The following is a 21296-nucleotide window of genomic DNA, read 5'->3' on the forward strand; positions in this document are numbered from 1 at the left end:
TTAGTCAGTGAGGTTATACAAAGGTATAACCTCATGAGGAACCCTGAATGAAAATAACTAGTATAGATATATTTTGTGCGGACTATGATCCATCATCTCCTAATGAACCTATTTTCATTAGAATTAACACAGACGAAGGCATTAGTGGTTTTGGGGAAGCTGGGGTGGCGTATGGTAACGCCAAACGAGGTGCGATTGGACAGCTTCAAGATTTTGCAAAGTTAATTATTGGTCAAAACCCTTTATGCATTGAAAAAATTTGGGATCAGCTGTATCGAGATACTTTTTGGGGGCAAGGCGGAGGCACAGTAATTTTTTCCGCGATTAGTGCTATTGACATTGCTCTTTGGGATATCAAAGGTAAAGCGTTAAATGCTCCTGTCTATGAACTACTTGGCGGTAAGACTCGCGATACAATCCGAACTTATGCTAGCCAAATTCAGTTTGGTTGGGGGGAGAAAGAAACGCCACTTCCGGATGTTATACCGCTAGCTCAGGCAGCAAAGTGTGCTGTCGATGACGGTTATGATGCAATCAAAGTTGATCCTTTACAAAGAGACATTAACGGCGATAAAAACAAAAGGAATGATGGTTTAATATCAAACGAAAAACTTAAACTTTGTAGAGATAGGTTAGTAGCCATTCGTGAAGCGGTAGGGGATGATGTCGATATTATTTTAGAGCTTCATGCTAAGACCGATTTTAATTCGTCGTTACAAATTAATCGAATTATAAAAGATCTCAATATCTATTATATGGAAGAAGCATGTGGTTCTCTCAATGCTGATCTCGTTAAAGAATTACGCAATCAAGTTGATGTCCCGCTTGCTGCTGGTGAAAGGATTTATACACGATATGGTTTTAGACCATTTTTAGAAAATCGCTCACTTGATGTTATTCAACCCGATCTTGCTACTTGTGGCGGTATTTCCGAAACTAAAAAGATATGCGATATGGCGAGGATATATGATGTGCTTGTTCAGCCTCATATCTGTGGTGGACCGATATCTGCGGCGGCGGCATTACAAATAGAAGCTGTGATTCCTAATTTCTGCATTCATGAACATCATATAGGAAACTTAAGTAGCTTTACTAGAAGCTTAGGTGAATATGATATCCAACCAGTAAATGGTTATATTACAGTACCGAATAGACCGGGAATTGGACAAAGTATCCCTGATCATATCATTAATAAGTGCAACGTTATAAACGTATCTTAATATTTTTAGGAGAGTTAACTTTGGATACTGTTATCGATTTAGAATCTAGTATTATGGAATTAATTATTAATGCAGGGCAGTCCAAAGCTTTTGCATTTGAAGCTCTTACTTGTGCTAAGAAAGGTGAGTGGGATAAAGTCGATGTATTAATTGAACAGTCAAAAGAAGCTGCCAATGAAGCCCATAGGGTACAAACTACATTTATCGGACTAGATGAAGGATGTGGTAAATTACCTATTACTCTTGTAATGGTACATGCTCAAGACCACATCATGACTGCTATGTTAGCTCGTGAACTAATAGAAGAGCTAATAGATATTTATAAGAAAAATAGTACTTCTGATTAAGATATTTTTTAGCATTAAATAGCTTTGTGGATCCCCCAACCTGCTATAAAGTTTATTTAAATGTATTTTTATATGAGCTTAATATCAATTAAGCTCTTTTTTATTTTTAATATTATGATTTTTATCAATTATTATGGTGGTCGTCCTAAAAATATGCTCTCTGCTTACCTATTTGGTAACTTAAGAGGTGTGCTGACCATTCTCGTATATGATGATGTGTCTGTATCTGAGACTAAAAAAGCGATAATCCTACGGCAGGAGTTGTTGACATACAGCCTTCGCTCCCAGTAAAAATATGGTTCCTTTTAAAGATTAAGGAACCATCAAGGTGACGATTCAATTGCAAACCCGACGGTTGAAAATGAGACAAATCAATACAACTGATTGGGATTTTTTTTACTTCCTGCAAACCGACCCCGCAACGATCAAATATAGCTTTGATCGCCGCACGGAGGCTCAAATTCGGCAGCGATTCGAATCTCGTTTACCGCCGTGGACACCGGCATCTGATTTTTGGTTATGCCTGATGTTACAAGAAATCTCCACCGATCAGCTCGTCGGCCTCACCGGATTTTATTTGCATAATGGTGTGGCTGAGCTGGGGTATATGATATCTCCGCATGACATTGGGAAGGGATATGCAACCGAATCTTTGAATGGTCTGCTTGAGTTTGCCAACAACTGCGGTATTCACCGTTTTCAAGCCAATGTCACAGAGGGCAACCATGCATCTGAACGCGTGCTGTTAAAATGCGGTTTTCACTGTGATGAAGTGGTGGCACAAGATGTCGGAATCGGTGGCACGATGTATGACGACCTGATTTATAGAAAGATGATCAGTGACTGACTTTGCCACCATCTTGGGTCGATGAAGTCTGTCTCACTTTCGGTAAAGTGGACAACCCCTAAGATATTTGCAACCTAAGAGGTCCCATTCCATGAAAGATGGAAGAGCGATGTTGGAAAAGACAAAAGTAGGGATGGCTACAGGCCTATGGCCGCTGGCAACTCCCATCAACATAGTGATGGGGCTCCGTGACCGAGAGCCCGGATTTAATTGACCTCTATAAATCACGCAGCTTCATCTCTGTGTATGAATTGATTTTTCTGAAACATTATATATGGAAATAATAATAATTATCATTATAATGCGTATTATAAATAAGATAGTTAGGCAGTTTTAAATGAACATATCGAAAACGAAGCTTTTGTTACCGATTACGGCTTCAATCTTAATGCCCATTTATGCAGTGGCTCAAGACCAACAAACTGAGACTATGGTTGTTAAGTCGAGCCGAACCAACTTGGCTCAGGAAGACTCTTCACAAGTTGTCACGATTATCACACCAGAGCAAATTGAACAGCAATTAGCTATTAGCAGTGATAGTTCGCAGGTATTATCAAGCCTATTGCCGGCCTATTCTCCCAATACCCAAAAGCTCAACAATAGTAGTCAGACATTCAGGGGGCGGTCAGTTCTGTATATGATTGACGGCGTTCCTCAGTCGAACCCGTTGAGGGAAGGGAGCCGTTCAGCACACACAATTGATTTGTCGATGGTCGAAAGGATTGAAGTTATCCATGGTGCCACTGCAATTCACGGACTTGGTGCTACGGGTGCCATTATTAACTTTATCACCAAATCAAATGATACCAGTGAACCACTTAAACAACATTTTGATGTGCAATTAACCACACCGACTAATGATTCAGACACAGATTCACTTGCTTATCGTGCGAGTTATAACGCTAAAGGCTCCAAAGATAATTGGGACTATCTGGTCGGAATGACTGGTGATATTCAGGGTATTTACGAAGATGCCAATGGCAATGATGTCGGCTCAGCGACAGTTCGCGGGGATCTGATGGACTCTCGTAGCTATGATGGATTTGTGAAATTAGGATATTGGTTTAGTGATAGTAAAAACCTGCAGTTTGCTGTGAACCAATATAAAATAAAAGGACAAATGAACTATACCGGAGTATCTGGAGATAGGGAAAATGGTATTGCTACATCCTCTGTTAAAGCTACCCCAGTTGGTGAAGCTCCTTTTAATGACGTGCAAACATACAGTTTGGTTTACACCGACACTGATTTTTCTGGAATGTCATTAACAGCACAAACATATTATCAAAGCTTTGAAGGGCGTTACGGGGCATCAACTTCTTCAAGTTTCCAGGATCCAAGCACAACGGAAACGATTTACGACCAGTCCCAAAATGAATCGGATAAGATTGGGGCCAAGTTCAGTCTATTGAAGGAAGGACTGTTTGATCAAACCGTAAATATTACGGGTGGTATTGACCTTTTAAAAGACACTACGAGCCAGAATCTAATTTTAACTGGCCGTACTTACGTTCCAGAAACCACCTATTACAATTATGCACCTTTCCTACAACTAGAATATAAACCGATAGCGCGTTTGGTTCTACAAGCCGGTGCGCGATATGAGAATGCAAAGCTTAAGATACCAACTTATCAGACGGTTGCCGCCCAAAATGGGGTAACGGTTGACGGTGGTTCGCCGAGCTTTGATAAGACAGTGTATAACGTAGGGGCAGTGTTTAAGTTGACGCCAAGTGTCAGTGTCTTTGCCAACTACTCTCAAGGCTTTGGTATGCCGGATGTCGGTCGAGTACTTCGTGGTGTAAACCAAACCGGGCAAGACGTAGATAATTTGATAGACCTTTCACCGATCATCACTGACAACTATGAAGGTGGTTTCCGTATAAAGAAAAACAGTGTTTATTTTGAAATCAGTTACTACGAATCGATATCAAAGCTAGGAAGCCGTATTGTTGAAAATGACGGTTTATACACGGTCAGCAGGGAAAGAAAAGAGATCAAAGGTGCTGAGGCATCAGTGGGTTATCAGTTAAACGAGCAGCATAAATTTGTGACAGGTTATTCTTATATCGAAGGAAAATCAGACACGGATGGTGATGGCCACGTTGATACCAAACTGACTGGCGCAGACATTCCGCCTAACCGTTTACGAGTCGCTTGGACGGCACAGTGGACAGAAGATCTATCAACCATGCTACAGGCTAATCATAACTTTGACAGAACTTTTGATGACGAGGAACTCAATTTTGATGGTTACACGTTAGTTGACGCATCAATGGGGTACAAGCTACCGGTCGGGACGTTAAAAGTGTCTGTTGCTAACCTTCTTAATGAAGATTACTTCACATACTATTCACAAAGTGCTTATAAGAATGATGATTTCTACTTTAAAGGTCGGGGTCGAACGCTCACGATTGGATATGGTGTAAATTTCTAAGCATTTCATGATCTGACACGCCATCTTCATTCAATTGAAGATGGCGTTTTTTTAGATTTGAGCTCCGGTTACCGCTTTTTTTTACATAGTAACGGACAATTACCACAGAAAATCATTGGATCGGTTGCCTTATAGTAATAACAACAAGTACGCCGAATTCTTACCAACTCTGATTGGTGTTCAGGAATGGACTTATCTGCGTAATAGCGGGCGATAGGATTGGTCGGTGTATTGTATATTTCCGTGGTGCTCTGATTGAGTAAGTAGGACAAATCAGATTGTGCGAGAGCCACTTGTTGGTCTTGGCAAAGGCTAGTCATGATTCGTCTTTCATAAATACCGAAAATACGCACGGCAATGTTTTCCCACAAGACGGCTTGTGGTACTCGGGTTAATCGATGTAACTGTTTGACAAGTAAAGATAAGTTTCCTTGAAAGGCCTGCGTTAACAATCTTTGACGCCAAGAATCTCGCGCTGATGATTGAACGTGAGATGGAAAATCAGACGGAAAGCTGACCTGCACATTTTTAAGTGGCATGTTGGATCGCCACAATCGGTTTTCTAACGGGTATTCAAAAATGCAATTCTCAATCGATACATCTAATCCTTTGTTGTAACAGGACATCGCATAAAGCATTGGCGCTAAGGTGAGAAACGCGATGCGTTTGATGACCAGAGAAGCCGTGACTTTTAAGTCAGGGGCACCAATTTCAGGCTGAATTTGTTTGAGAACGTGAAGGCATGTGTCATCGTTCAATAGCGCACAGGTATCAATCGATGGCAAAGCGACATTGTGACGGTCTCTTAGCCCGAGTTCGCTCAATTTATCCCATTCATCACTGCGTAGGGTATGATTTTCGTTATGCGTGATTGATGTCATCTGAAATACAGCGTCCTTTTCCGTATGGGATACACATTGGGGTACCAAACAGAGGATCTTGCGTGATATGGCATTTCATACCAAACACCGCTTCAACCATCTGCACATCGAGAATCTCTTCGGGAACGCCCTGACGAAAAATTGAGCCATCCTTTATCGCAATCATTTGGTGTGCATAACGGCAGGCTAAGTTGAGATCATGCAGTACCATCAGAATGGTTGTTTGTTGTTTCTGGTTCAATTCATACAACAAATCCAAAATTTCGATTTGATGGGTGAGATCTAAATAAGTTGTCGGTTCATCAAGTAACAAGACATCTGTGTCTTGTGCCAAAGCCATCGCTATCCACGCTCGTTGACGCTGACCGCCAGACAACGATTCTACGGGACGTGTTGCGAACTCCAACATGTGGGTATCTACCAAGGCTTTATGTACCAACCGTTCATCTTCTTCACGCCAGTTTTGTAGCCAGTTTTGATGGGGGTATCGTCCTTGTCTGACTAATTGTTCAACGGATAGCCCTTCTGGCGCAACGGGGCCTTGTGGCAGAATCGCCAGCCGTCGAGCCACTTCTTTACCAGACTGCTTATTCAGGCGCTTATCATAGAGAAATATCTCGCCCGCCTGAGGTTTGAGCAGGCGGGCCAGTGACTTGAGTAAGGTCGATTTACCACAACCATTCCCTCCGACCAGTGCGGTGATCTGATGGGGTTGGATCGCTAAATCAAGCGAGTTGATGATCGGGCTTTTACCATAGCCAAGTAACAGGCTTTCGGTAGTTAATGGCGGTGTTGTTTGCAAAGAAGTCACCTATTTCAGTTGTATTTCTCGTTTTAAAAACGTTGACGGTATAGTAAATAAATGAAGAATGGCGCCCCGATAGCCGACACAAATACACCTGCCGGTATATCTAACGGTTGAAATAAGGTACGGCCACATAAATCAGCCAGCATCACCAGACATGCACCCGTGAAGGCAGTCGTTGGCATTAATAAAGCAAAACTTCTTGTGACAAAACGACGGGCAATATGTGGCGCGATTAAACCCACAAAGCTTACCGCACCCGCATAAGCGATGGCCGGAGCTGCCATTAAAACGCTTAAAAATAACAAGCTGATCCGGGTTGATTGCAACGGAATACCCAGACCGACAGCCGTTTGGTCCCCCAGCTCTTGTGCATTGATTCGGCGTGCAAAAAACAGAGACAGGCTCAGACTGACCAATACCCACATAAAGAGTTCTTTCACGTCACTCCAACTGGCCCCATAAACACTGCCTGTCAGCCAGATATAGGCCGTGAGACTGGTTGACTCCGAGCTGACCGCAATCAGTAAGGTTACAATCGCACCCATCGCGGCCGATACGCCGATACCAACTAAAATCAAGCGCATGGGCGTAACCCCATGACGCCACGACAAAACATAGATCAACAAGCTGGCAGAGAACGCGCCACAAATAGCAAAGACAGGTAACCATTCGATACTCAGTATCGCTTGGAAAAAAGATAGAAAGCATACCGCTGCGGCAGATGCGCCACTGGTAATGCCGATAATATCCGGGGAAGCAAGTGGATTTCGGATCATCGATTGAAGCACAAGCCCGGAACATCCGAGTGCCGCGCCAACCAACGCGGCCATTAGCATACGAGGTAACCGTAATGTTTCTATCACAAATGGTTGTGCAGAGTCAGGATGTAGCAATCGAAGTAAGGCATGGCTGACGTCTACATTCAACGTGCCGATCGATAGAGAACACCACATCACCGATAAAGTGAGTAAGAACGAGAGTAACAGTACGATTAAATCTGAAAACGCTACGGAAAAGGACAGCCAACGATGACGTACTATGAATTGTTTATCCATGTTGATGTCCTTTCCGGGCGAGGAAAATGAAGAACGGGGCACCAAGTAATGCCGTCATCACACCAATAGGTATCACTTGTGGTGCCCAAATTATCCGGCCAACGACGTCGGCCAGCAGTAATAATATTGCGCCCCAAATTGCGCTCAGAGTCAGTAACCACTGGTGATTGTTCCCCACCAGTGCTCGTACCATATGCGGGACAATCAAACCAATAAAGCCAATGTTTCCTGCGATGGAGACACAAATACCGGCAAGACTGACGATCAAGAGACTCAGTGCGATTTTCAGCAATAAGGTATTTTGTCCAAGCCCCGTCGCGATATCGTCTCCGGATAGCAAAATATTGATATGTGGGGAAAGTAAGATGGAGAACAAAATCGCGACATATATATAAGGCAAAAAGGGTGATACGGTGGATAATTCACGCCCGGATACCGAGCCGGCAACCCAAAACAGTACACTGTCTAATCCTTCTTGCCCGATGATCAGGAGTCCCTGAGTGAAGGCCATAAACAGCGCTGAAATGGCAGCGCCGGCAATCACCACCCTCACGGGCGATAAACCATCATGGCCCATACACCCTAATCCATACACGAGTAATCCGGCGAATGCCGAACCTGCAAAAGCGATCCAGATATAGTCATCCAGTGAACCAACACCAAAATATTCTGTAAACAAAACGATAAAGAAGACTGCACCGCTGTTCACACCGAAAACTGCCGGAGAAGCTAACGGATTGCGGGTCAATGACTGCATCAGCACGCCGGACACAGCAAGCCCGGCCCCGACTGAACAGGCAATCACGCTGCGGGATAACCGGGTGGTGGTGAGAATGATGTGATCAATATTGTTGGGGTTGGTTGACCAAAGTGCTCCCCATATCTTGGTAAATGGGATAGGGTATTGTCCCACTGCCATACTGGCTGTGAATGCGATGAAAAGCAACAGGAGCGATAAGGCAACGAGACCTGCGCGATAGCCATAATGCGATGGATTGAATATCATACTATCTCACTGCTGACTTCAGATGATAAAGACTGGCGATTTGATCGAGTATCCGATTGGCACCTAAAATACCGCCAGACAATAACCAGCTCGTTCTCTCTACGGTGTACACCGCATTATTTTTAGGTGCATTGAGAACCTTCCACAGAGGATGGTGACTCCAGATCTGGAAGTTCTGTTTAACGGCTGCACTGTCGGAATGGGGAATGATGAAAAACACATCTGCATTTAAGGCGGGCAAAGCTTCTTTTGATTTCAGCTTGATCCCCCAGTTTGCGGAACCATTTACCTTTGGCAACTGGAATCCAATCGCACGGAGGACCATGCCCGGAAAACTATCTTGTAGATATAAACGTAAATGATCAGCCCTGACATTGATGATGGAGGCTGTTATTGGCCAATTTGGAATGCTCTTCTGTAGCTCGGATCGAAACTGTGTAACCCGGTTTTGCCACTGTTCTAAAAGTTTCTTTCCTTCTGACTCACGCCCTGTCGCTTGGGCGGTCAGTTCCAATGTATGTTTAAAGTCGGAAACATTTTCAGTAAATATTGTGGGTGCGATTTGTGAAAGTTGAGGATAAATTTTCTCATGACGCGATTTCGAACCGATAATCAAGTCTGGGTGAAGGGCGGCGACTGTTTCCAGATTCGGCTGTGTTTCCAAACCAACATGTACGACGTCCTTTAACGGCTCACGTAAATAGCGGTAAGTTGGCTTTTCGGCCCAAGAGTCGACAACGCCTATCGGATGAATACCCAGTGCAACGGCAGAATCTGTCGCTCCCTGAAATAAAGTGATGACACGAATAGCGCGCTGAGGTATTGCAGTGACGCCCATCGCATGGACCACAGACTGAGGTGCAATCTCTCCTGAATAGGAAAAAAAACTGGAACACAGGAATAGGGGAAACAGGAGCGCATAATTCAAAATCATTCTACTCACGACAGCAACACTGCGAATACGCATTGAGAAGGCCTTATCTAATGTTATGGTTATGATAGTGATAAGTATTCCTATTTACAGTTTTTCTGCCCTATAGTCAAATTTGTCACGATTAGAGGGGGAATTCATCGAACGGAATGGATGATTCAAACCGAAGGAATGATAGGGAGTTAACAGGCATTGGTTGTGCGCGACTTTGATGCGTTCAAAGCACGAGAAGGCGGCACGCGAAATGTGGTGAAATGAGAGAGCGAGTATTCGTCGCTCTCTCTGAGTTGCCTGAGCGCGTTGCTTGAACGCAGCGCGGCTGAGTTCATTTCACTGCTTAGTCCATTTCACTCATGGCTGTTTTTCCGGCAATACGGCCGAAAGTAAAGATATCTGCCAGTGCATTACCGCCAAGACGGTTGCCCGCATGAATCCCACCGGCGACTTCACCCGCAGCATACAGGTGCTTGATTGGTCGGTTGTTTTCATCCAGAACTCGCGTGGCGGTATCAATCTTAAGCCCGCCCATTGTATGGTGAACCGCCGGTTGTCTGGGCGTGGCATAGAAAGGCGCTTTTTCCACTTTCAGGCTAAAGGTATCCTTGTGGAATTCAGGATCGTGTCCTGCGTCTACATAGCGATTGTATTTGTTGATGGTTTCCACCAAGACTTCCGGTTCCATGCCAACCTGAACGGCCAGCTCTTCAAGGGTATCAGCTCTGAACAGCGTTCCCGCTTCGACTTGACGGTCAATTTTCTCCTGACTGGTGTTCGCCGCGGTTTTCTTAATCTCATCATCTGCAATCAGATAGAAGAGGCCGCCTTCTGCCAATGCCGCTTTGGTTAATACATCTCGTCCGGCAAATTCATTAATGAAACGTTTCCCTTGTTTATTCACAATGACGAAGTTCTCCGGTGGTACTTGAAGGCCACTGAAGAGTTCACCGGTATTCGGATCTGCGACGGGCATCATCTGCGTGAAGCCCATACCGGTTAAACCTGCACCGACGGACTGGCCCAGCACAATGCCGTCTCCGGTCATCGCATAGGAGTTGGTGGTTTTGATATCGTCAGCAATGTGGCTCCAGTACGTGTTATATTGTTGGAGCATCTTGGTATTGGCACCAAACCCGCCACTGGCCAGCACAACCGCTTTGGCATGAATGGTAATCTTCTGGCCGTTGACGCCGGTCGCAATCATCCCTTTAATTTCACCGTCTTCAATGAGAAATTCTTTGGCCGGACTATCGGTAAGAATGGTGCCTGACATCGATTCAATATAGCGGCTTAAGGCAAGAATAAAGGCAGTCCCGTATCTTTTGACGGGCTTATGTCCACGCCGCCACAGGGCACCGACTGGGGCAAACACGATATCTTTGTCATACTCAACCCCGATATCTTCCAGCCACTGCACACTTTCCAGTGCATGGTCGGTTAAGATTTTAACCAGATCGTATTGCCCGTAGATGCTGTTGCCTTCAAGGTCAGTCCGTTTACCACCGAAATAAGTTTGCATTCTGTGCAGCAGTGGTGAATCAAACAGATAGCCTTTTTGATCGCCGAACTGCTGCTGATAGGCCGCGAATTCCTCTTTCAGTGCTCTGAAGTCAGCCAGATATTCCGGGTGAATCTCGCTTTCATCGGTGCTTAACAGCGCTTCAATGGTATGCCTTTCCCCCGGGTTTTCATCGAAAGTACGCTGCCATTCCGGGTCGGCAGCATTAATCGGCCCACCGGTACGAATGGTGTTACCACCGACTGCCGGGAATTTTTCCAGCACAATCGCACTTTTACCCGCTTGTAAAACCGTTGCTGCGGCACTCAAGCCAGCACCGCCGCCGCCAATCACAACCACATCACAGCTGTATTCTTCGTCCTCTCGATTCAAGCTGCTGGCCGGTTTCGGCCGTTTTTTCAGGATATCAGGGTTAACACCAGCCAGTTTCACTGCTTTGGCAACCCCATCAATCACGGCATGACTGGTTTCAGATGCGCCTGACAGGGCATCCACGTTCAGCGTTTGCCCCTCGATGATCTTGTCCGGGATGCGCACAAATACCACATCCGCCAAGCCTTCTGTCTCACCGGCGGTGTCAATATGAATGCTTTCAATTTTCTTCTCGCTGAAGGAAACCTGCATCGGCAGCGCACCACCGTGACCCAAAGCATGGACTTCATAAGTCCCCGGGGTGAAAGAGAAATCCTCTTCTACATTCAGTTGGTTTGAGATCTTGGCAAAGCGCATAAATCTGAAAAAACAGATTTCTAAAAAGTCGATTGTTCCTTCGTTGTTCAACTGACCCTGGTCATCAAAGGCTTGATGAGCATTGCCCAGTAAGAATTCGTATCCCGGCATCACATTGGCGTTGACTCCGGGTGCATCCAATATCTGACGCAGGTGCAATTGCGCCCGGGAGGAGCCCTGAGCATCGATAGACGCGCCCAAAATCATCACCGGCTTGCCATCCAGCGGGTGAAGCTCGTAGCTGAGCCATTCAAGCACGCTTTTCAGGCTTGACGGAATCGAGTGGTTATATTCTGGGGTCGCAATAATCACGCCGTCACTGGCGATGATTTTTTGATTGATTTCCAAGAGCTGTGCGTTGGTAGACGGTTGGTCTTGATTGAACATGGGGACTTGATCAATCTCCAACAGTTCAATGTCTGCTTTATCCTTGAAATGCGCTTGCATAAACTGCAGCAGTGTCCTGTTGTAGGACTTTGGCGATGTCGTGCCGACGATTGCTGTAAATTTCATTGCTCTCATGCCTCCCGGGTTTGCCAAGCGTATTTTTTAGCTTTTTTAATGACCGTTTTCTCTGATAAGAGTTTTGTTATCATTTCGGTAAACAGCACAAACTCTCTGAAAATCTCATCGAGTTCAGCCTGCTTATGTTCATCGGTTAATTTGCCGCTGGCATTAAAGGCAGCTTGTGATTTTCCGAGCAGAAACTCGCTGCTGGGCATCAGACGTGCGGCGAGTTCCGGGGAGTCAAGAATCTGGCGAAGGTGGGCTTGAGCACGTGAAGATCCGAGTGCACCGTGGGAAGCACCGACAATTAAAACCGGCTTGTCGGTGAGTGCCTGACTGGTGTAACTGATCCATTCCAATGCACTTTTTAACACCGCCGGAATAGCATGGTCATACTCCGGTGTCGCAATAATCACGCCATCTGCCTGACGGATCTTGTCAGATAAGCTGGTGACTTCCTGAGGGATTTGGTCATCGTCCGCTTCATAGAAAGCAGGCAAATCTCTGATCTCATAAAGCTCCAGTTGCGCTTGTGCTTGAAAGTGCCGTTGCATGAATTGCAGTAGCATACGGTTTGTTGACACCTCAGAATTCGTGCCAACGATAGCTAAGTAGTTCATATCGGTGGGTTCCTATACTGTTAAAAACCATATTTAATTTCTGGGTATTGTTTTAACACAGTATGAAAAATCTATCTAATAGCTATATATTCATCCTTAATAAGTAATTTGTTATCATGGTCAGGTTGTTGCGCAGAATCGGGGATGAGATGTCAAAATATCACAATCAACACACCTTATATTATATTGATGCGTTGCTTAAGTTTAGCAATTACAGCAAGGCGGCAAATTTCCTCTATATCTCTCAACCCTACTTAACTCAGGTGATTAAACGGATCGAAAACGAGTTGAATTGTCAGATCATTAACCGAAATGAGCTGCCTTACCGTTTAACCGAGCAAGGAAAGATTTACTATGACTATCTTGGCTCGCTCGATACGGTGCACGCCAATATGCGCAGGCAAATTGCCGCCATCACTGACAAGGATAAGCAAACCATCAAAATCGGGATCTTAACCAGTATTGGGACGTACCTGATTCCGTTATTTTTACCTAAATTTCTGGCACGCTATCCTGACTGTCAAATCGAGCTGGCGGAAGATATACCGGAAAACAATGAGAAGCGACTGCTAAAGGGTGAAGTGGACTTTTGGATTGGGCAGAACTCAAGCAGTATTGCGCCCAATCTGCTCGCTGTTTCATGGGGCAAGCATGGCTATTTTGCCGTGATCCCCAAATCCTGCGAACTTTATCAGGCAGGCATTGCCACGATTGGAGCTGGACGAGTTGCGATGGAAGATTTATTGCGACAAAGGTTGGTGTTGACCGCGAAAGGATCCGCCATCAGAGCGCAGTTGGATCATTTATTCAGTATTTACAAAATCAAGCCCGATATCGTGTTAGAAAGCAGAGAAATTGCTACCGTCAAACATCTTGCAATGGCTGGCTGCGGGATCACGTTCGTTCCCGAAAGTTTGCCCGTTACTCCTTGTCCCGCAGAGTACAATATTTATCCGCTGCCGATTGAGCAATTAAACTTAGATTATTTCATCGCTCATCACGGTAATCGGGAGCTTTCCACAATGGAGCAAGGGCTGCTGGATTCATTCTTACGTTATAACGATACCGCCAAATACTGATGATACGGAAAGGAAAAGACATGACTGAAGGCTCACAAGAAATCCAGCTGATGGGAACCACCATTCGCCTGTACTTTAAAGGTAATCAGGCGGAACAGTGGTTAAATCAGGCGGTTTCAATGTTGAGGCGCTATGAGGCCGTCTTTAGTGCCAACAGCGAGCAGTCTCAACTGTTTGCGTTGAAAAACGCTGCCGTGAATCAACCCGTCGTCGTTGACCATGATTTATATGAATTAATCAAGATCGGCAAGCAGCACAGCCTTGATGCCGATAGCTTTTTAAATATTGCGATTGGCCCGTTGATTAAGCTGTGGCGGATTGGCTTTGCAGAAGCTAGGGTGCCCGATCCAACCGAAATACAGCAGGTATTGGAGCGCTTAAATCCTGCGGATATTGTGCTGAACGATGCACAACAATCGGTCTGTTTTACCAAGCCTGGTCTGGAAATCGATCTGGGTGCGATTGCGAAGGGATATTTCAGCGATCAGATCATGGCTTTCTTCAAAGAAAAGCAGCCCGTCTCCGCCATGATTGATATTGGTGGCAATCTGCTGGTGTATGGTGAATCCCCGAAGCATAATCTCGATTGGGATGTGGGTATCCAGAATCCTTTTTTACCCCGAGGCCACTGTGTTGCCACGGTGAAGATCCGAAATCAGTCCGTCGTCACTTCCGGGATCTACGAGAGAACCTTTCAATATCATGGCAACCGCTACCACCACATTTTTGACAGCCACAGTGGTTATCCGGTCGATAACAATGTGGCTTCTTTAAGCATTATTTCGGATCACTCGTTGGACTGCGACATCTATACCACCAAACTTTTTGGCTTAGATGCCAGACGTATTTTAACCACCGTTAACCAGATTGATGGCATGGAAGCAATCGTGATCACCGGAGACGGGCAATTTGCCACGACGCCGAATCTGAGAGACAAGGTCACTATGGCGTAGTTACAAATGATATCGTTACAAATGACATAGTTAAAATATGCGGCTATGTTACTATCGAGCCTATTGCCGCAGGCGCGAAAGGAAAACGGCACAGCATGGGGCAGCAATCACACAAGCAATTCTGATATATTCAAAGCAAATTACAGCGCCAAGTGATCAACTTACACTGAGGTGAATCGCCATGAAACAGAATCCTCTGACCTCCCGTTTAAATATACATCCAATCATTCAGGCTCCGATGGCGGGAATCTCTACGCCTTCATTAGCCGCCGCTGTCTCAAATGCCGGTGCTTTGGGCTCTATTGCTCTGGGTGCAAGCGACGTTCACCAAGCCGATATTCTGCTCAAAGAGACGAAAAAACTGACGACTCAACCATTCAATGTCAATCTATTCTGTCACAAACAGCCGGAGCGGGATCAGCACAAAGAAGCACGATGGTTAGATTTTATCAGCCCTCTTTTCAAAGCGTTAGGCGCTGAACCACCCAGCGCTTTAAATGAGATATATCAAAGCTTCATACACGATACAGAGATGTTTTTGCTACTACTCAAACATAAACCTCGGGTGATTAGTTTTCACTTTGGGCTGCCGCCAGCAGAGTGGATTAAGAGATTGAAGGAAGAAGGTATCTTTCTGATAGCGACGGCCACCAACCTGCAAGAAGCAAAACACATTGAAACACTCGGTGTAAACGCGATAGTCGCGCAAGGCATTGAAGCCGGAGGGCACCGGGGGACGTTTGATTCCACCATATTTGATACCGACATCGAAGACGACAAACTGAACACGGCTGATTTGGTCAGTCTTTTAGTCGCCAATGTTTCTGTACCGATTATTGCTGCCGGTGGCATCATGAACGGCAAACATATCAACCATTTTATGACGCTGGGCGCTTCTGCTGCACAGCTCGGTACAGCATTCATCACCTGCCCGGAATCCGCTGCAAGCCAAAAGAATCGCGATATGCTACTCAGTGAGCGGAATCAAGAAACTATTTTAATTGAGGGGATATCAGGCAGAGCGGCCAGAGGCCTGTGCAATAAGTTTACTTCATTTCTGGAATCTGCTCATGCGCCTAGTGTACCGGACTACCCATTAGCATACGATGTCGCCAAAAAGCTATCGCTTGCCGCACTCAACCAGGGAACAGATGAATATACCGCCTATTGGGCCGGGCAGGGCGCCCCTTTGATTCGGGAACTCACCGCCAAACAACTCGTAGAAGTTCTTATTTTAGAAATGAACGGCTGAAAATATTACCCAAGGTATTTTAGATGGACAAGTGCTGCCAGACGTTGTTTGATAACGGTTATATATTTTCATAGCTAGGGAGATAAATTTGTTAACCATCATGGCGCAATTAAAAGTAAAGGAAGAAATGCTTGACGAATATTTAGAAATAGCGTCAATGCTGACGGCAGAAACAGTAGGTAAACGCAAAGGTTGTATATCTTATTCGTTCAATCAAAGCATTGATCAGCCGACGGATTTCGTACTTTATGAGCAATGGGAATCAGAAGAAGATTTAAATGCACATATTGAATATTTAAAGGTACTTTTAGGCCCTGCCAAACCGGGAGGTTTTTTGCCGGAAAGGCTGATAAATATGTATGAGTCAGGGCGTCCTTGTTACTATAAAGTGATCGAATAAATATATAACAACCGATCAAGGCATCGACATCCTTTTCCTAATCTGACGGAAGCGTTCCAGATCACTGGCACGCTTTCGTCTACATCAGCTAGCCAATGCTTCCCAGCTCGCAAAATCTCATACTTTTTTCATACTTTTATCGAAATAAAACCTGATAGCCTGTGAATGCACTGGCAAAATTCAGTGCCGGGATTGAGACCCCTGTATTTTCTTCACAAGACATGTAAAACTCCAGCTTTGCTGAGGTTTTCATGTAACTTCAGCACACCTGAATTATGGTGGGCTGGATAGGGGCGCTTTGGCGCACCGTTTCTTGTGAGCGGCTGTCTCAAACCTGTCCAGTTCGCCACCCAAAGTTTGAGACCTTTGTGTGGTGAGATATCATCCATCACAAGAAGAGGTGACAACCTATGTACGAAACCATTCCTTACAACCACGAATTTGCCCAGAAATCCCGTGAATATCTGCGTCAGTTAGAAGAAATCTTTGAAGCCGAACAGCGGCACAATAGTCAAGAGCTGCGCAATGTGCTGCTGTATCTGAATAACCTGATTACCACCCATTACGTGCGCTACCATCAAGAGATTGACGGGGAACATTTGGTGTAGTTATTGGTGATTTAGATTTCGAGCCGCAATTGCGGCTCGTTTTAGAAGGGGGGGCTTTGTTTCAGTTCAGAATTGAGTTTGAAGGCTAGTTCAGTTATCACCTCTCATGATCACGGATAACGACGATGGAAACTAACCAGCTTGCTAAATCAACGAACCGAAAATACTTTTGTCGTGGTCAACAACAATTAAGCACGGTTTTATTTAGAGCTTTTCCAATATCATTGTTCTGACTTATCTATCTCAGTATCACCTATCTGTCAGTGATATGCATTCAGGTTTAAATATTTCCAAATTGCCATTAGTTGCATATTTATTTAACAATAATTATTTAAGTGACAAGGATGCATGATGGCAAAGGCAGTTAGAGTTGGAGATACAGGTACTGATCACGATGGTTTCCCTCCTACGCCAGTGACTGCTGGCTCACCTGACGTGAAATTTGATGGTATTCCTGCGGCGAGAGTCGGTGATCCTCTGGCACCTCACAGCAAGCCCAAACATCCTCCACATAATCGTAGTATTGCCTCAGGCTCTTCTACGGTTTCTATTAATGGGAAATCTGCTGCAATCACTGGGGGTGATATCAGTTGCGGTGGTGTTACCATCGGTGGGGGCACAGTTAACATCGGAGATGTTCCATCTACCGGAGGTGGCGGTGCTGCTCCACTGAATGTGGTTGCTACTAAGACCATTACCTCTGTTTACTTTTCTTATGGGCCTGATTGCCAGCTCATTTCAGGAGTTTCACGTCACTATACTGATATTAATGTTCATGCGAAAACAAGTGGTTATCTTCCCGGTGAAACTGTTTCCATCACACTATCTGGACCAGTCAATAAAACCGTTTCTGGCTATGTCGATGGAAACGGTGAAGTTTGCATAATAAATGCTCTGAAAGGTACTCGCTTGGAATTTGAAGGGAAGGACATGTGATGGGAAGTTTAACGGCAAGTGCTGGAAACTCAGTAACGACAGTAGATATCAAGCGACCTAGATTTTCCGATTTATGGTCTGCCTACTCTGAGGTTGGCTTCATGTCTGCTCCAAAAGTGTATGAGCTAGTGGGTGGGAGAGTCTTGGAGCTATATCTTTCTGATAGTGAAAGTTACGCGAATGCCTGCGCACTAAGGATGAGTCGTGGTTTTAACTATGGGGGTTTTCTTGTTCCAAGTGGCACAATTATTGAGACCTATCCGATATATCGCGTCCGAGGTGCTGATAATAAAATCTACATCCTTCGAGTCAAAGATTTAGTCAAGTATATTGAATTTAATTGGGGTAAGCCCGAATACGATATGAACCCTTCTGATATATCATCGATATCTGGTAAAAAGGGATTAATTATTACTGAAGTCAGCGGATGGAACGATGCTTATGGGCATGCAACACTTTGGGATGGCTCATCTACAGGGGATGGAAGCCGCTATCACGAGTTGGATTACTATAAAGAACACTATAATGGGGCTGTTATCCCCACAAGGGTAATGTTATGGGAATTAAAAGACTAATCTATCCTCTGCTTTTCGCGGTGCTATTTTTTTCAGTAGGGTGTGTCGCATCTTTCGAGACCTTGAATAAGCAAGTGCTTGATGCCAGGAATAAATTAAAAGATTATGCTCTGGTCTCTTGTCTGATTGCAATTGATCCTGATAGCAAGCTGGGGAAAGACTTAAAATATAGTAAACGCGCGCTCTCTTTTATGGGCAAGGGTGAGTATATGATTGTTCAAAATGAAGAGACGCTTGAAACGGAACACGATCCATATGCTGAGGCGGTGAGCGTTTTGGTTGGTGAGGCTAAGCAATCTCGTGGTTATATGAAAAATGGTGAGATATCTGAAAGTTATGGGTGTTTTAATGCTTATCAATCAAAAAATTTCAATGAATTCATTGCTGGGCAAGATGCGTTTATAACCGCAAAATAGTGCTCCCAAAGAATTAATCCAGAATTTCTTCATCATCTAAAGCCGCGCTCAAACAAGACGTGGCTTTTTTGTTGCGCATAGTTCAGATATACCAACGAGCATCAACTGCGATAGCTGCATGGCTGTCGTTTTTTTGTAAAGAATGGCAGGGGAGGTCAAGCTTACAGCGACTGTAGCCAATGCTTCCCCGCTCGCAAAATCTCATACTTTTTTCATACTTTTATCGAAATAAAACCTGATAGCCTGTGAATGCACTGGCAAAATTCAGTGCCGGGATTAGGAACCCTGTCTTTTCTTCACAAGACATGTAAAATGCCAGCTTTGCTGAGGTTTTCATGTAACTTCAGCACACCTGAATTATGGTGGGCTGGATAGGGGCGCTTTGGCGCACCGTTTCTTGTGAGCGGTAGTTCCTAAACCTGTTCAGTTCACCACTCAAAGATTAGGAACCTTTGTGTGGTGAGATATCATCCATCACAAGAAGAGGTGACAACCTATGTACGAAACCATTCCTTACAACCACGAATTTGCCCAGAAATCCCGTGAATATCTGCGTCAGTTAGAAGAAATCTTTGAAGCCGAACAGCGGCACAATAGTCAAGAGCTGCGCAATGTGCTGCTGTATCTGAATAACCTGATTACCACCCATTACGTGCGCTACCATCAAGAGATTGACGGGGAACATTTGGTGTAGTTATTGGTGATTTAGATTTCGAGCCGCAATTGCGGCTCGTTTTAGAAGAGGGTTTGTGGTATTCCGATAATAGACTGGAACTTACTAGGGGTACTTTTCTTAGCTTGAACGCAAAAACAAAGTATATACTTATACTGCCTATAACTGTAATAAGTATTTACTTAAGTATCATTTCTAGAAATAAGTCATGGGTTATACTGCCTTTACCTGTAATAAATAACCACTTGTTGATTTTCTGATAAGTGGTGACTTATACTGCCTATAACAGTAATAACTATAGACTTAAAACTATGAGACAAGAATTAGCGATTAGCAGACTTAACGAGCTGGATTCAAAGGGTCGTTATGTCTTTTTGCACCGAGATTTAGCCAAAATTTTTCACGAAGATTCCCCCCGTTCATTGAACGATAGCCTAGCTCGCCTGGTAAAAACAGGATTACTAGAGCGACCAGCGAGAGGGGTCTACGTATATGGCTTATCAAAAAACAAAAACACCTCAAAGACCATTGAGCTTATTGCTACCGCTCTAAGAAGAGGCGAGTACAACTACGTAAGCCTTGAGTCGGCATTGTCTTCTTATGGGGTTATTTCTCAAATCCCAGTAGACAGACTTACCTTGATGACAACAGGAGCCAAGGGAACGTACAAGACAGATTACGGAGTAATCGAGTTCACCCATACAAAACGCTCAGTTTCAGATATTTTAAGTCAGGTGATCAACACCGATAGGCCGCTTAGGGTTGCATCAAAGGTTGCCGCATTAAGAGATTTGAAGCGTGTGGGTCGTAATACACATTTGATTGATATGGATGCAATGACACATGACTAAGACGAAAGAAGATTTTGATGCGCTAGTGGAGATGGCGCTCGCTCAGGGTGGCACAAAGGATATGCGCCCTGTAATTGAGAAGGAACTCCTTCATTACGACATCTTGTTTGCACTAGATGAATCGAAGTTGCTAGATCGGCTAGTTTTTCAAGGCGGGACTTCTTTACGTCTATGTAGAGGCTCCAACCGATATAGTGAAGACTTGGATTTCGCTGGCGGGAAAGATTTCAGTAGCAAAATGTTAATTGAAATGAAGGAGGTAATTGAAAAATACATCGGTGAACGTTACGGGCTTGAGGTTACAGTCAAGGAGCCAAGCTCGCTTAAGCAAGATCCGAAGTATGCTGAGCTGAATATTGATAAATGGCAAATTGCGGTAGTGACTTCACCGGGGCAAAAACACTTAGCTAAACAGAGAATTAAACTAGAGATAGCAAATATCCCTGCCTACACCAAGGAGCCATTACCTCTAGGTAAGAACTATGATTTTCTTCCGGATGGTTACTCATCAACATTAATTTACACGGAAACCCTTGATGAAGTTATGGCTGATAAAATTATTTCCCTCCCTGCTACACAGAAATATATCAGGTATAGAGATGTTTGGGATCTGGTGTTTTTGAAGCGAAATGGTGCCGTGCTGAATATT

Annotated in this window: 22 protein-coding genes; 15 read left to right on the forward strand and 7 right to left on the reverse strand. The window is 44.5% G+C overall.

Annotated features, from left to right (window positions below; all coding sequences use genetic code 11):
- The first annotated feature begins 47 nt into the window (after window positions 1-47).
- The 4 genes from AC55NX_RS17035 (at window position 48) to AC55NX_RS17050 (ending at window position 4851) form a co-directional block, all read left to right on the forward strand.
- Window positions 48-1220: a mandelate racemase/muconate lactonizing enzyme family protein gene (locus AC55NX_RS17035; RefSeq protein WP_496996822.1), complete on the forward strand. Its 1173-nt coding sequence runs from the start codon at window positions 48-50 to the stop codon at window positions 1218-1220.
- Window positions 1221-1273: 53 nt separating this feature from the next.
- On the forward strand, window positions 1274-1567 hold the full coding sequence (locus AC55NX_RS17040; RefSeq protein WP_496996837.1) for a PTS lactose/cellobiose transporter subunit IIA: 294 nt from the start codon (window positions 1274-1276) through the stop codon (window positions 1565-1567).
- A 328-nt stretch (window positions 1568-1895) separates the two neighbouring features.
- Window positions 1896-2414 carry a GNAT family N-acetyltransferase gene (locus AC55NX_RS17045; RefSeq protein WP_496996823.1) on the forward strand — a complete coding sequence of 173 codons (519 nt, stop codon included), beginning with the start codon at window positions 1896-1898 and terminating at the stop codon, window positions 2412-2414.
- Between the two features lie 337 nt (window positions 2415-2751).
- Window positions 2752-4851 carry a TonB-dependent receptor gene (locus AC55NX_RS17050; protein ID WP_496996824.1) on the forward strand — a complete coding sequence of 700 codons (2100 nt, stop codon included), beginning with the start codon at window positions 2752-2754 and terminating at the stop codon, window positions 4849-4851.
- 68 nt (window positions 4852-4919) lie between these two features.
- Here the strand turns inward: AC55NX_RS17050 and AC55NX_RS17055 are convergent, their stop codons facing one another.
- From AC55NX_RS17055 to AC55NX_RS17085, 7 genes are all read right to left on the reverse strand, one after another.
- The gene (locus tag AC55NX_RS17055) at window positions 4920-5732 is read right to left on the reverse strand and encodes an IucA/IucC family C-terminal-domain containing protein (protein ID WP_496996825.1); all 813 of its coding nucleotides are present in this window, start codon (window positions 5730-5732) and stop codon (window positions 4920-4922) included.
- Window positions 5713-6534 carry an ABC transporter ATP-binding protein gene (locus AC55NX_RS17060; protein WP_496996826.1) on the reverse strand — a complete coding sequence of 274 codons (822 nt, stop codon included), beginning with the start codon at window positions 6532-6534 and terminating at the stop codon, window positions 5713-5715. Before AC55NX_RS17060 ends, AC55NX_RS17055 begins: the two co-directional genes overlap by 20 nt.
- Window positions 6535-6566: 32 nt before the next feature.
- Window positions 6567-7595 carry a FecCD family ABC transporter permease gene (locus AC55NX_RS17065; RefSeq protein WP_496996827.1) on the reverse strand — a complete coding sequence of 343 codons (1029 nt, stop codon included), beginning with the start codon at window positions 7593-7595 and terminating at the stop codon, window positions 6567-6569.
- Window positions 7588-8601 (reverse strand): FecCD family ABC transporter permease, encoded by a 1014-nt coding sequence (locus AC55NX_RS17070; protein WP_496996828.1) that lies wholly within the window; start codon window positions 8599-8601, stop codon window positions 7588-7590. Before AC55NX_RS17070 ends, AC55NX_RS17065 begins: the two co-directional genes overlap by 8 nt.
- A 1-nt stretch (window position 8602) precedes the next feature.
- Window positions 8603-9568 (reverse strand): ABC transporter substrate-binding protein, encoded by a 966-nt coding sequence (locus tag AC55NX_RS17075; RefSeq protein WP_496996829.1) that lies wholly within the window; start codon window positions 9566-9568, stop codon window positions 8603-8605.
- A gap of 301 nt (window positions 9569-9869) precedes the next feature.
- Window positions 9870-12290 (reverse strand): flavocytochrome c, encoded by a 2421-nt coding sequence (locus tag AC55NX_RS17080; protein WP_496996830.1) that lies wholly within the window; start codon window positions 12288-12290, stop codon window positions 9870-9872.
- A 5-nt stretch (window positions 12291-12295) separates the two neighbouring features.
- Window positions 12296-12904 carry an NADPH-dependent FMN reductase gene (locus AC55NX_RS17085; RefSeq protein WP_496996831.1) on the reverse strand — a complete coding sequence of 203 codons (609 nt, stop codon included), beginning with the start codon at window positions 12902-12904 and terminating at the stop codon, window positions 12296-12298.
- 149 nt (window positions 12905-13053) lie between these two features.
- Between AC55NX_RS17085 and AC55NX_RS17090 the strand changes: the two genes are divergently transcribed.
- The 11 genes from AC55NX_RS17090 to AC55NX_RS17140 all read left to right on the forward strand — a co-directional run.
- Window positions 13054-13983 carry a LysR family transcriptional regulator gene (locus AC55NX_RS17090; protein WP_496996832.1) on the forward strand — a complete coding sequence of 310 codons (930 nt, stop codon included), beginning with the start codon at window positions 13054-13056 and terminating at the stop codon, window positions 13981-13983.
- Between the two features lie 20 nt (window positions 13984-14003).
- Window positions 14004-14936, forward strand: coding sequence for an FAD:protein FMN transferase (locus tag AC55NX_RS17095; protein WP_059122351.1), 933 nt, complete (start codon window positions 14004-14006; stop codon window positions 14934-14936).
- A 181-nt stretch (window positions 14937-15117) separates the two neighbouring features.
- On the forward strand, window positions 15118-16188 hold the full coding sequence (locus AC55NX_RS17100; protein ID WP_496996833.1) for an NAD(P)H-dependent flavin oxidoreductase: 1071 nt from the start codon (window positions 15118-15120) through the stop codon (window positions 16186-16188).
- An 88-nt stretch (window positions 16189-16276) separates the two neighbouring features.
- On the forward strand, window positions 16277-16588 hold the full coding sequence (locus AC55NX_RS17105; protein WP_496996834.1) for a putative quinol monooxygenase: 312 nt from the start codon (window positions 16277-16279) through the stop codon (window positions 16586-16588).
- A 410-nt stretch (window positions 16589-16998) separates the two neighbouring features.
- Complete coding sequence (locus tag AC55NX_RS17110; protein WP_077334990.1) at window positions 16999-17196, forward strand: hypothetical protein; 198 nt, start codon at window positions 16999-17001, stop codon at window positions 17194-17196.
- A 351-nt stretch (window positions 17197-17547) separates the two neighbouring features.
- Window positions 17548-18132, forward strand: coding sequence for a type VI secretion system PAAR protein (locus AC55NX_RS17115; protein ID WP_404820044.1), 585 nt, complete (start codon window positions 17548-17550; stop codon window positions 18130-18132).
- A complete protein-coding gene (locus AC55NX_RS17120) occupies window positions 18132-18707 on the forward strand; it encodes a type VI secretion system amidase effector protein Tae4 (RefSeq protein WP_077334992.1) in 576 nt (191 codons plus the stop codon). The genes AC55NX_RS17115 and AC55NX_RS17120 overlap by 1 nt, the downstream gene beginning before the upstream one ends.
- Window positions 18689-19123: a hypothetical protein gene (locus AC55NX_RS17125; protein WP_235862860.1), complete on the forward strand. Its 435-nt coding sequence runs from the start codon at window positions 18689-18691 to the stop codon at window positions 19121-19123. Before AC55NX_RS17120 ends, AC55NX_RS17125 begins: the two co-directional genes overlap by 19 nt.
- A gap of 496 nt (window positions 19124-19619) precedes the next feature.
- The gene (locus AC55NX_RS17130) at window positions 19620-19817 is read left to right on the forward strand and encodes a hypothetical protein (RefSeq protein ID WP_077334990.1); all 198 of its coding nucleotides are present in this window, start codon (window positions 19620-19622) and stop codon (window positions 19815-19817) included.
- A 290-nt stretch (window positions 19818-20107) separates the two neighbouring features.
- Window positions 20108-20647, forward strand: coding sequence for a type IV toxin-antitoxin system AbiEi family antitoxin (gene abiEi, locus AC55NX_RS17135; protein WP_077334988.1), 540 nt, complete (start codon window positions 20108-20110; stop codon window positions 20645-20647).
- Window positions 20640-21296: nucleotidyl transferase AbiEii/AbiGii toxin family protein (locus AC55NX_RS17140; protein WP_496996835.1), on the forward strand; the 657-nt coding region annotated here is incomplete at its 3' end. The genes abiEi and AC55NX_RS17140, both read left to right, overlap by 8 nt.

Source organism: Vibrio rubrogenes, assembly GCF_059641415.1.